Origin of the sequence: Ehrlichia muris AS145 (assembly GCF_000508225.1) — a bacterium.
Lineage (GTDB): Bacteria > Pseudomonadota > Alphaproteobacteria > Rickettsiales > Anaplasmataceae > Ehrlichia > Ehrlichia muris.
In genome coordinates this window covers 579,366-592,410 of record NC_023063.1, presented here as the reverse complement: position 1 = coordinate 592,410, position 13,045 = coordinate 579,366, and the positions used below count along the sequence as shown (strand labels likewise).

Annotated in this window: 10 protein-coding genes, 1 tRNA gene and 1 pseudogene; 3 read left to right on the top strand and 9 right to left on the bottom strand. The window is 27.9% G+C overall.

What is annotated here, in order from left to right:
- Positions 1-49 precede the first annotated feature (49 nt).
- A complete protein-coding gene (locus tag MR76_RS02250; protein ID WP_044171454.1) occupies positions 50-1,267 on the bottom strand; it encodes a 3-hydroxyacyl-CoA dehydrogenase in 1,218 nt (405 codons plus the stop codon).
- Positions 1,268-1,363: 96 nt separating this feature from the next.
- Complete coding sequence (locus MR76_RS02245) at positions 1,364-1,828, bottom strand: hypothetical protein (RefSeq protein WP_024072076.1); 465 nt, start codon at positions 1,826-1,828, stop codon at positions 1,364-1,366.
- Between the two features lie 115 nt (positions 1,829-1,943).
- Here MR76_RS02245 and miaA point away from each other — a divergent pair, with 115 nt between their 5' ends.
- Positions 1,944-2,837, top strand: a complete 894-nt coding sequence (gene miaA / locus MR76_RS02240; RefSeq protein WP_024072075.1) for a tRNA (adenosine(37)-N6)-dimethylallyltransferase MiaA — start codon at positions 1,944-1,946, stop codon at positions 2,835-2,837.
- 185 nt (positions 2,838-3,022) lie between these two features.
- Here the strand turns inward: miaA and hemF are convergent, their stop codons facing one another.
- The 4 genes from hemF to yihA form a co-directional block, all read right to left on the bottom strand.
- Positions 3,023-3,877: an oxygen-dependent coproporphyrinogen oxidase gene (hemF, locus tag MR76_RS02235; protein ID WP_024072074.1), complete on the bottom strand. Its 855-nt coding sequence runs from the start codon at positions 3,875-3,877 to the stop codon at positions 3,023-3,025.
- Positions 3,878-4,224: 347 nt separating this feature from the next.
- Positions 4,225-5,391, bottom strand: coding sequence for a porin (locus MR76_RS02230; protein WP_024072073.1), 1,167 nt, complete (start codon positions 5,389-5,391; stop codon positions 4,225-4,227).
- A gap of 204 nt (positions 5,392-5,595) precedes the next feature.
- Positions 5,596-6,564 carry an acetylglutamate kinase gene (gene argB, locus MR76_RS02225; RefSeq protein ID WP_024072072.1) on the bottom strand — a complete coding sequence of 323 codons (969 nt, stop codon included), beginning with the start codon at positions 6,562-6,564 and terminating at the stop codon, positions 5,596-5,598.
- The gene (gene yihA / locus MR76_RS02220; protein WP_024072071.1) at positions 6,536-7,138 is read right to left on the bottom strand and encodes a ribosome biogenesis GTP-binding protein YihA/YsxC; all 603 of its coding nucleotides are present in this window, start codon (positions 7,136-7,138) and stop codon (positions 6,536-6,538) included. Before yihA ends, argB begins: the two co-directional genes overlap by 29 nt.
- Before the next feature lie 162 nt (positions 7,139-7,300).
- Between yihA and prfA the strand changes: the two genes are divergently transcribed.
- Positions 7,301-8,380 carry a peptide chain release factor 1 gene (gene prfA / locus MR76_RS02215; protein WP_024072070.1) on the top strand — a complete coding sequence of 360 codons (1,080 nt, stop codon included), beginning with the start codon at positions 7,301-7,303 and terminating at the stop codon, positions 8,378-8,380.
- A 1,397-nt stretch (positions 8,381-9,777) separates the two neighbouring features.
- Here prfA and MR76_RS02210 read toward each other — a convergent pair.
- The 3 genes and pseudogenes from MR76_RS02210 to MR76_RS02200 form a co-directional block, all read right to left on the bottom strand.
- Positions 9,778-11,310 (bottom strand): acyl-CoA carboxylase subunit beta, encoded by a 1,533-nt coding sequence (locus tag MR76_RS02210; protein WP_024072068.1) that lies wholly within the window; start codon positions 11,308-11,310, stop codon positions 9,778-9,780.
- A gap of 124 nt (positions 11,311-11,434) precedes the next feature.
- A complete protein-coding gene (locus MR76_RS02205; RefSeq protein ID WP_024072067.1) occupies positions 11,435-11,953 on the bottom strand; it encodes a hypothetical protein in 519 nt (172 codons plus the stop codon).
- Positions 11,954-12,228: 275 nt separating this feature from the next.
- Positions 12,229-12,640, bottom strand: a pseudogene (locus MR76_RS02200) (DNA-formamidopyrimidine glycosylase family protein).
- Positions 12,641-12,773: 133 nt separating this feature from the next.
- Here MR76_RS02200 and MR76_RS02195 point away from each other — a divergent pair.
- Positions 12,774-12,844 (top strand) — tRNA-Thr (locus MR76_RS02195).
- Positions 12,845-13,045 lie beyond the last annotated feature (201 nt).

The following is a 13,045-nucleotide window of genomic DNA, read 5'->3' as shown; positions in this document are numbered from 1 at the left end:
ATTCTATCTTATACTTGGTTATATTAAAAAAACACAAAAAATTTCTATGTTAAAGGTAAGTCCCATTTATACTGAGGCATTGTCCTTTATTGTTATACATTCTTTTTTTAATAGATAAAATCTGTGGAAAATTGTTATATCCAACAGAATCAAAAAGCTTATTATCAATTGAGTCATTAAGTAGGTCTATAATTTCAAATGGGCCATGCTTCCAATTGTATGCTAATTTTATAGCTTTATCAATTACCGATATATTAGAGGATAATTTTGGGATTAAAGATGAAACATATATTAAAGTATTAGACCATATATACCACATAAATTGACCATATTTATTTTGAACATCAAATAAGTTTTGAATATTTTGAAATTCGTAATTGATAGCATATGATTGTCTATATAAGCCAGTATGTAAATCTATGACCTGATTGCTATTGCCATAATGTGATTCATAAAGACGATAAAATCCACCAATTTTGCTCATAGAGCCAGTATATCCATCAGAAATCATTTGTAGTATTACTATAGGTATGGTACCGTATAACTTACATAAATGGTCATCACTTGGTAAGTGTTTTACTAAATGTTTTATTGTGGATATAAAATTGTCTAATCCTATTTCATCTAATAGTTTAAATGCTCCATGTGGTATTCCCATATATTGATTACTTATAATAAAATCTGCTTCTTCTACATTGATACTGAATTTATAAGCTCCTATTAACGAAATTATTAACCAAAATGAAAGTATTCTGTCTAATATAAGTCCCGGTGTATTATTACATACAATTAAATTAGAAAAACGATTGCTTAATATTTCAATGTTTTTATCTTCAAGCTTATTATGGTAGGCACATTCTATCAATTTGATTTTATTAATATGATCAAAAAAGGATACTACTGTGAACTTGCAAGATATATTACATGGTATTTTGCTCACAACATCTAAGAAAAAATTTGAAGTGGCTGATATAATAATATTATTACTAAGGTAAGGTAATATTTTACTATATATATTATATATTAAATTGTAATCCTCTTCTGATTTTTCAGAATTAATATTAATTATCCATTTTACATCTTTAAGACATGATAAATTATCATTTAAATTTACATTGTTTACTAAAACATGTTCAACTTGACTTTGAAAATTATTACCGTTGCTATCTAAATTTATTAAAATCACTGAAATATTACGTTCTACCATGTAGGTAATAAGAGTACTATTATCGACTTTCTTAAAATCTACAACTGCTACCTTTTGCATTTGAATAAAGCCCTTCTTTTTTTTTAGTCATAAATCTCAATGAGCATCTATCACGAATTTAGCAAAATAATTGATAAAGTAAAGAGATATAACTAATTATACGCCAAATTCATCTTCAATTTTTTTGACGATATCCTCTGGAGGATTTTCTCCCCAACCAGAATATAATATTTGCCCATATAAGGCAACATCTATAGAACCTGATCTACTTTTAGCAAGAAACATTTCTCTTTTGTGCTTATCTACTAATACATAATGCCAAGCAGATCTTCCATTATCTTTTCCTCGTACAAGAAACAGACAATCTAACCTACTTTTTTTAGTAGATTCTGCAAAATTTTTGTTATTTAATTTGCTTTTTCTTAACACGCTCTTTGAATCAGAAAAAGGAACTTCTTTCTCGCTATTATTCTTATCTTGTAGTATATTAAGAAATTTTGCTGATTTATTAGGTAAAGCATTAGGATTTTTATACTTTTCGCTAAAACCTCCACTTTGACTTTTCCTATTAGCAGCAAACTGCTTAGTAAATTTTGAATCTTTATTTATCTCATCACCCATTTACTTGCACCTAACTTAATAATCATGTATTGTAAAAATAACTAATTCTTTATATATGCTACACTTTTAGTATATTTATATACTACTACGATTAACTTAATTATGCATAGTCAACATGAATAATATATTAATTATTACTGGACCTACAGCATCAGGTAAGTCTAAGATATCTATGAAAATAGCGCAAGATAATAATGGAATTATTGTAAACTGTGATTCAAAGCAAATATATCGAGAAATTCCTATAATTACAGATCAACCAAACTTGAACGATAATTCTGTAAAACATAAGTTATACGGGTACGTATCAGTAACACAGCAATATTCTGTAGGATTATGGATAGAAGATTTAAAAAAAGAAATATTATCTATTATGCAAGAAAAAAAGCTACCAATTATAACTGGAGGCAGTGGAATGTATATCAATAGTATAATATATGGGTTGTCGCAAATTCCTAAGATAGAAGATAATATAAGATATAAAACAAAAAAGCTATTTGAAGCTCTAGGAAATAAAGAGTTTTATGCATTATTAATAGATAGAGATCCTATGGCAAAATGTTTACATCAAAATAATTCACATCAATTATTAAGAGCATATGAAGTAATAGAACAGACAGGTACTTCCATATTTGTATGGAAAAAGAATACATGTTGTGAGCCTATACTTAAAAATTTTCAACTTTGTGTTCTCATGCCACCACGAGATGAGGTGTATAAAAAAATAAACAAACGCTTTATTGATATGATAAACGTATCTGTAATAGAAGAAGTAGAAAATTTATTATCATTGAATGTACCTGTACATTTTCCTGCAATGAAAGCACATGGTGTTCCAGAAATAATTCAGTATTTACAAAATAAAGTCAGTATTGATCAAGCAATAGAAATAGCACAAAAAAATACTAGGCATTATGCTAAACGTCAATACACGTGGTTTAAGCATCAGTTCCGAAATGCATCATTTTATGAATCTCAAGATCAGTTATTAGAATCTATGCAGAATTAGTTATATTTAATGTAAAATTTAAAAGCTATGTGAAAAAAGTGGATATGTAACATATGTTGTTGTTGTTGTTTAGTCAATCACATCTTGTATGTTTATGTATTTATTTCTATAGAAAAAAATAAAAAATTTTGAGAAAAAAGTAGAATTTCTTTTAATAATTATCAAGATAACCATATAGTAAAAATTTATTTCCATTTTACTACTGGAGGCATAGACATCATGATTGCATCAGGATTGCCATTTGTTAATAACCCAAATCTTGTGCCTCGATCATAAATCAAATTAAATTCTACATATCTTCCACGTTTAAATAATTGATATTCACGTTCTTCTGCAGTCCATAATTTATTTAAATTTCTTTTTATGATGATTGGGTAGATATCTAATAAAAATTTACCTACTGCTTGAGTATATTCAAAATCAGCTTCCCAATTTCCTGAATTTATATCATCATAAAATATACCACCTATACCACGTGGCTCTTTTCTATGATGTAAAAAAAAATAATCGTCACATTGTTGTTTAAATTTTTCATAATATTGTTTGTTATACTTATCACACATTTTACGTAAATTATTATGAAAAAACTCCTGATCTTCTTTATTTTCATATATAGGAGTCAAATCTACTCCACCTCCAAACCAACTTTTGTCTGACATATGAATAAATCTAGTATTCATATGTATAGCCGGTATTAATGGAGAACACATGTGTGCAACAACAGAAATTCCACTTGCCCAAAATTTTTTATTCTCTCCTATATGGAGATTCAATGTTTCAGAAGGATTTGTAACGTTAAATAACTCATTGGTTTTTGTCATATCTCCGTATACTTCTGAAACATTTATTCCAGCTTTTTCAAATACTTTACCATGTATTACTATAGAATGTCCTCCTCCACCTCCAGGTCTTTTCCAGTCTTTGTGGTCTATCTGTGGGATAGAAGATGAGAACTGTTCTTCTATTGATATAAATTTAGATAAGAGCTGATTTTGTAATGTTTTAAACCAAACAACTGTCCTTTTTTTCTTTTCTTCCATAAACTTAAAAAAATACCAAATTTATAATATAATAGACTGTTATTTCAGGAATAATATGTTAAAATAACTGGTAAAATTTCATCTAATACTCTCAAATTTTATGTCCTAATGGACTCCGTGACATGACAATCATTTATAATGTAATCACTAATTACCTTAATGTCAAAATTTTGTTATCATTATTTAACTTGAAATAGTTACTCACTTTACTATATCCATTAGGTTTAAATCAAGTATAATTTTTTACGTTTTATCGATATCTGATAAGACTGAAAAACTGTACTCGATATATACCCATAAACACTTAATATCTTATAGTAATAAATGTATTAATATTTTAAATTTTATTAAAAACTTAGTTTTGTACCTATTAACCCAACATAACCAGATTTATTAATGCTAAGTGGCTCAATATCAAAGAAAACAATATCAGCGTAGACAGTCATTGTATCAGCTAATGTTTTTTCTATACCCAATGCACATGCAGATAGTGCATGTGTTTCAGAATTTGTCGAAGAATTACTTGTAACATCCTTAGCACCGTAAAAATAACTAAAGCTGACATCAAACTTATCATTTTCAATTTTTATTCCCAGATCATAAAACCTGCTATCACTTACTCTATAAGTATTTATTGTACTATCTTTAGTTATTGAAATCTCTTTTTTGCCGGAATTACCAAGATTAGCGTATGATCCTACAAATGTGATATTCTTATACTTAAACGAAAAACCGACAGTATAAGATAGTAAATCATTATACTTATCTCCTGAAGGTAATGTATTAGCATGTTCAATGACTCCAGATATAGAATAATCGACGTTAGAAAATAACTGATTTTGATACTTAACTCCCATACTAATAATATTGTTATATATATGATAAAGTTTTAAAGTATTATCATTAGTACTATTAATATTTTTAGGCTTATCTTTTGGAATATAGCTTAAACCCAACTCTACCCCTTTAATTTGTGGAGAATAATAACTAATAACTGGAATAGAAGACCCATGACAAGCAACATACAAATTTGGTGCACATAAAACTGTATTTTCTGTATTGCAGTTGTAAGAAGAATATTGTAACCAACTTCCAGTAACACCACCCGAAGCTACTGATATATTTGAAGATGAAAGCTTCATTTTTTGAGAGACAGGACTTGTTCGTCCTATCGTTAAACTTCCAGCATTAGTAGCTTTAAGAAAAATGTACGCTTCCTTCGTATTGCTATTAATATCTAATATAGAATTCTTTGTATTACCAGGATTATCTATAGTATTGTTTACAAGGTTTGCGCTTAACTTTATGAAAGGTCCAGCAGAAAAATAATCATTAATATGATATGAATACTTTAAAGTAGGAACTGCACTAAATGAGACTTTAAAAAAATCATCACTATTAAAACCGTATTGTAAATTTAATTTACCACTTAGTGCAAAATCACCAGCTATTGCTTGATTCATAAATAATATTAGAGAGAATACAGCAGATACATATAGCTTCTTTTTATACACCAAATTTACCTCACATAACAGATATCAATAAACGTATTTGGTGCAGAGTAACATCTATAATTGAGAAAATCAAGACTTTTCATAAAAAATCCTACTTTGTGCTTGATATATACTATGATTTCTGCAGGATACTATACTCAGTTATAATGTTATAAAGCAGATAAATCAATACAGTCTTATTCTATAGTTATAGCATTTTTTAGATTATGCATCTGTACCTAGTACCATAGTACCAGTACCATGTACAGTAAATAACTCTAATAATAATACGTGTGGTACCCTGCCATCTATTATATGAGCTGAACCATAACCTTCTTTTACTACCTTGATACAAGTTTGCAATTTAGGAATCATACCTGCGTTTGCAATACCTTTCTCAATTAGATTTTCAGCATTACTTACTGATATTTCAGATAATAAATTACCATTAATGTCAGTAACTCCAGGTACATTTGTTAGAATAATTAATTTAGCAGCAGCAAGGGCATTTGCAAGTGCACCAGCTACTAAATCAGCATTAACATTATATGTAAGATCATTTTCACCGCCACATACAGGAGCTATTACTGGAATAAAATCTGATTCTTCCATAAAAAACAATAAGTCTGTATTAACCTCATGAGGTTCCCCAACAAACCCCATATCTAATATTTTTTCTACGTTATTTGATTGATTTTCTCTATAAGTGTAGCAGATTTTTTTTGCCTCTATTAAATTAGCATCTTTACCACATAAACCAATAGCATTACCCCCAGCTTTGTTTATTAGTTGTGTAATATCTTTATTTACTAAACCACATAACACCATTTCTACAACTTCTAAAGTTTCAGCATCAGTAACTCTTAGTCCATTGACAAATGTACTTTTTTTATTTATCTTTTCTAGAAATTCATTGATCTTGCTTCCTCCTCCATGAACAACTATTGGATTGATGCCCAGTTGTTTTAATAATACAATATCATGAGCAAAACTTTCTGCTAATTTTCTATCCTTCATAGCAGCTCCACCATACTTAATGATAAATGTTTCACCAGAAAACTGTTGTATATATGGTAAGGACTCTGATAAAACTTTAGCTGTATTAAACCAATCAGCATTTCCTCCAAATTGCTCAATGTTTGGTACAATATCTTCCTTGTTATTATCACTTTTTAATACATTGTGCAATTTCATAAATCAACTCCTCTATTCCTTGTTTAGATTGGCTACTAGTACTGATAACTGGATACATAATAAAATCCAAATTAAGATTTTTAATATAATTTATATTAACATCAAGCATTTCTTTTGGTATTTTATCAATTTTTGTTAATACTAATTGATAAGATATTTGATGTAAATCAAGCCAGCTGATAAAATCTAAGTCTATCTCTTTAAAACCAACTTTAGCATCTATAAGTAATATAACTTTTAACAAATTTTTACTATTTAATAAATAATATTCCATCAGACAGAGATAATTGTTAATAGTAGTTTTATTTGCCTTAGAATATCCGTAACCTGGCAAATCAACTAATACCATAAAATCTTTATTAATTAGATAAAAATTAATTTGTTTTGTGCATCCTGGCTTAGAAGATATTCTAGCATTTTTTTTATTATTTGTTATTGCATTAATTAAACTAGATTTACCTACATTTGACCTACCAGCAATTGCAACCTCTGGTATTAAAAAGTTAGGTAATGACTTTATGTGAGTAGCTCCTATTATAAATTCACACTTTGACATTATGGCTTTTAGCTTCATTTAGTTAGGTAGTTAATTATAAAGACATTAAAAAACTATTCTTCAATAGTATCACATATAAAGATTTAAAGAAAAAAATTTTGCAATTAATATTACAAATGATATTATCTAACAGGGAATGGGTTTTTAAATAAAAATTATTAATTGAATGGTGACAAAGCTATGAGCTTTGATAGTAATTTAGAAGAATTATCTCAAAAGTTTTACAAATTAAAAAGTATGCTGGAAGATCCGAGTCAATTAAGTGTGGATTCTTTTATTGCAGCTTCAAAAGAATATTCAGAGCTATCGCCTATAATGTTAGTAATAGATCAATATAATACTTTACAAAAAGATATAGTAGATTTAGAGGAACTGATAAATAACCCAGAAACTGATCATGAATTAAAAAGTTTAGCCAAAGAAGAATTCTATGAACGACAAAAACAATTACCTAAGGTTAAACATAAATTAAAATTATCTTTACTTCCAAAAGATAAGGATGATGCACGTAATGCTATTTTAGAAATTAGAGCAGGTACAGGAGGAGAAGAAGCTGCATTATTTGTTACTGATTTGTATAGAATGTATACGAAGTATGCTGAGCAGAAAAATTGGAAATTTGAACAAATCAATTCAGCTTTAACTGGTATAGGTGGGCATAAAGAAGTATCATTATGTATAAGTGGATCTAATGTTTTTGCAAGATTAAAGTTTGAGTCTGGAGTTCATAGAGTACAAAGAGTACCAGAAACTGAAGCTTCTGGAAGACTTCATACTTCAGCTGCTACAGTGGCAGTTTTACCAGAAATTGAAGAAGTAGATTTAAAAATAGATGAGAAAGATTTAAGGATAGATGTGTATCGATCAAGTGGTCCAGGAGGACAATCTGTAAATACTACTGATAGTGCTGTGCGTATTACACATATACCAAGTGGCATTGTTGTTATACAACAAGATGAAAAATCTCAGCATAAGAATAAAAGCAAGGCTCTCAAAGTACTAAGAGCAAGACTCTATAATCTTGAAAAACAAAAAAGAGATGCAGAAATTTCACAAATGAGGAAGAGTCAAATAGGGTCAGGAGACCGTTCTGAACGTATAAGGACTTATAACTTTCCTCAATCTAGAATTACAGACCATAGGATAAATCTTACATTATATAGATTGGATGATATAATGAAAGAGGGAAATTTAGATGAGTTTATTGAGGCATTAATAGCTGAAGATGAAGCGAATAAATTAAAGAATTTACATATTTAAGCTAGAGTTTTTTAAACAGTGCTAATTATGAGCAAGGTATATACACAATATTGAAATGTGGATATCATCAAATATAGAAAAATTCCTAATTTTTAAAATTGTAAAGTTTTATCAGATATATATAATGAATATGTTACTATAACCAATAACATTCAAATTAGTCATTATATAGATTGGATGATATAATGAAAGAGGGAAATTTAGATGAGTTTATTGAGGCATTAATAGCTGAAGATGAAGCGAATAAATTAAAGAATTTACATATTTAAGCTAGAGTTTTTTAAACAGTGCTAATTATGAGCAAGGTATATACACAATATTGAAATGTGGATATCATCAAATATAGAAAAATTCCTAATTTTTAAAATTGTAAAGTTTTATCAGATATATATAATGAATATGTTACTATAACCAATAACATTCAAATTAGTCATTATATAGATTGGATGATATAATGAAAGAGGGAAATTTAGATGAGTTTATTGAGGCATTAATAGCTGAAGATGAAGCGAATAAATTAAAGAATTTACATATTTAAGCTAGAGTTTTTTAAACAGTGCTAATTATGAGCAAGGTATATACACAATATTGAAATGTGGATATCATCAAATATAGAAAAATTCCTAATTTTTAAAATTGTAAAGTTTTATCAGATATATATAATGAATATGTTACTATAACCAATAACATTCAAATTAGTCATTTATACATACATTAGATGTGTTTTACTTTATCAGTATGGAAACTTTTTGCAGTTTTAAAATAATTAAGTAGTAGTTGATTCGAAGAGTATTATTACGTGAATCTTAATATAAACTATATAAGCATCTATTTTTAGTTTAGTACTTGTTTCTATTCTGTATAAATAATTCTTACACATATTACATTGTGACTTGCTGTTATCAGAATCTACACAACAATAAAACTAGATCTAGAATTAGATATAAGATTATTTATCCTCACATTTCACCGACACTGGACGTAAGATGGCAACCTTTTCACTTCTTTCATAACTATAAATATACTTACCATATGAAAATTATGACCAATAACAATAATATTACAAGCTTTCAAAATCCATTTCTGTATCATTAAAATTGTTACTTACTCCACAATTTTTATCAACTTTTGATTCTATGACTATTGCAGATGTCCTAATATTATAAACAGCCTTTAATTTTATTTATATTTTGTCATGGACATGCATATAAAAAAATTAATACATAATTACTCAAATTATGATTCTTGTATAATTTCATTTAAGGAATTGAAGGTGATAAAAACTATATATGATATCTCAAAAAGACATGATAATGTTTATTATATTTTTTGAAGAAGAAAAATTAAACTTTAATATTACAAAAAAATTTATTAGATGTGACAATCATTATTTTTCTTTATAAAGGCAAATTATCATGCTTACGCATAATTTTATGTATTTTCTTTTTTTCCAAAAATTTTAAAGATTTAAATAAATGTTCTCTTGTACGTGATGGCAGTATAATATCATCAATATATCCTCTAGAAGCTGCTACATAGGGATTGACTATTTTAGTACGATATTCATCAATAATATGTTGTATTTTATCTTTATCTTTTTCATTTCTAAATATTATTTCAACTGCTCCTTCAGCACCCATAACTGCGATTTCAGCATCTTGCCAAGCATAATTAATATCACCACATAAATGCTTAGAATTCATTACTATATATGCTCCTCCATAAGCTTTACGTACTATCACGCTAATTTTTGGTACAGTAGCTTCTGCATATGCGTATAATAATTTTGCACCATGTGTTATAATGCCAGCATGTTCTTGATTTACACCTGGCATGAACCCTGGAACATCAATAAAAGTGATAATAGGAATATTAAAAGCATCGCAAAAACGTATAAATCTTGCTCCTTTTCTTGAGGCATCAATATCTAAACATCCAGCTAAATACAATGGTTGATTTGCTATTAATCCTACATTATATCCCCCTATTTTGCCAAATCCTATAATGATATTACGGGCAAAATCCGGTTTTATTTCATAAAATAGCTTCTCATCACATACTTTTTCTAATAATTCATACATATTATATGGAACAGAATTATTTTTAGGTATTAATGTATTTAAAGACAAATCTTCCGTATTTGCAAAATCTGTAATTGAGTGAGATTGTAATGATTCCATATTGTTAGATGGAATAAAATTCATAAATTTACGAACTTGTAATAATGCTTCAATTTCATTGTGGAATACCAAATCTGCGATACCAGTTTTGCTAGAATGCACTTTTGCTCCACCAAGATCTTCCTGAGTAACTTCTTCATATGTAACTTTTTTGATTACATCTGGTCCTGTTACAAACATATAAGAGGTATTACGCACCATAAAAATAAAATCAGTCAGCGCAGGAGAATAAACTGCTCCACCTGCACAAGGTCCCATAATTAAAGATATTTGTGGTACTACACCAGATAGATTAACATTGCGTTGAAAAATTTCTCCATAGCCAGATAATGAATCCACACCTTCTTGTATTCTTGCTCCTCCTGAATCATTAATACCAATTATGGGAATTCCTAATGTAGCAGCTTTATCCATAACATTGCATATCTTCTTAGCATTTGATTCGCTAAGAGATCCTCCAAAGACAGTAAAATCCTGAGAATAAATACATACTTTTCTGCCATTGATAGTTCCATATCCTACAACTACTCCATCTCCGGGTATTTTAGATTTATCCATAGAAAAATTTACGGACCTATGTTCTACAAATGCTCCATATTCTTCAAAAGAATTATCGTCTAATAAAACAGTTAACCTTTCTCTTGCTGTTAATTTACCTTTAAGATGTTGCTTTTCTATCCTAGATAAACCACCACCGTTATATGATTTTAACTTCCTATTGTTTAAATCTTGTAACCCTATAAAATTCATAACATCCAAAAAGAAATAAAAATATTAGAATACTCTTATCACATTTCACGATTTATATCAAACATGTAAGTTTTGTACTTTTGGTAACTAAGATTTTGCAGGTAGAATATGATCTAAGATATTGTTAAAGTAATTTCATACTTCCTAATCCTGTAACACTTATACTAGATAATTTCCCAACACAGTATATAGTATCAAACATTTTATTATCTTCATTAAAGAAACCCAAACGTGTATAAACTTTTTTTTTATTAACTTCAGGTATAAAACTCATATTAGTCTTCAAATCATAAAATAATTCCCTAATACTATGGCCTTCAACTAACCCTCCATCAAGATAATCCTCTGAATTCACATAAAATAATGGAGTAGTTTCGATACGTGTTAAAAAAGAGCTAAATTCATTTTTAGCCAGTGACATAGCTAAAAATACTTGGTTGGAGTGTTGATCAATACCTTGAAGTATCACAATTTCATTTAAACATTGTTTAGCTTTAATAGTGCAATATCGATCAAACCTTGCTTCATATAAATATTGATTATAATTTGCTAAACCGGTACATAAATCCTCTTCAGGATCATATATTAAACTTTTAATATATGGATCATCTGTAACAAATTTTCCATTTTCGTTCTTATACAAATCTGTGTCAGATAAGAAAGCATTGCCATCTTTATCTAATAAGAAAATTAATGATTTAATAACTATACCAAAATTTAACTATTGTCCTATAAGGCTATATCATAATGTAAATAAAAAATCTATAATAATTTAACTATTATGTGTTTTACTACCAAAGATTTATATAGGATAAAAACACTTAATTGATTCAGATTTTCTAACATACTTTTTAACTTTGTAAAACTTTTGAAACAATTCCTCTAGATTACTATCAAAGCTCATAGCTTTGTTACCATTCAATTAATAATCTTTTTTAAAACATCCATTTCCTGTGAGATGATACCATTATTAAATTCATCAGATAATGCATCAATAGCAAAGTCTTTAAAAAATTCTGTATATTTATTATAATTTAGTAATATCACTATTCCAAACCTTCTTGGATCATTAAAAATAAGTAATTTATTATCACTAAGGTAAAAAATTATATGATTGTGGTTTTTTTGGTTAATACAATTCTCATTACAAACCAAATTGCCACTCATACCTAAATGTATAATTATATAGTACTGATTGCTGAGCATTAAAATAATATATTTACCCTTCCGGGTTATTTGAGATATTGATTTCTATATTTAATATAATTTTATTTAAAACTTCAGTAGATAATGCTCTACAAACTATTTCTACTTCAGGTAGTTCTGGCATCTTTCATTTGACGTTGCTTATGTTTCCTACGGAGCAGATTAGCTTTTAATGCATTAGATAAAGCTTTACTTTTATTTATATTTTTAATTTTTTTGACTTATCCATAATAAAAAAATAAAATAAATTTAATTAAGCCGTTATAGCTTAGTGGAAAAGCACATCATTGGTAATGATGGTACCTAAGTTCGATTCTTGGTAACGGCACCCATTTATTAAGCATATGTTTTTTTATAAAATTGTAAAGTATTAGTAAATCTAATTCCTGCTATTCATACAGGGCTTTATACAGAAGTTTGATACTAACTATTTATATGATACTTCAACTAATAAACTTATTGTTACTATAGGTAACATATTATTATAGATAATTATCACATTATAAATTTGCAAAAGATCTATCAATTG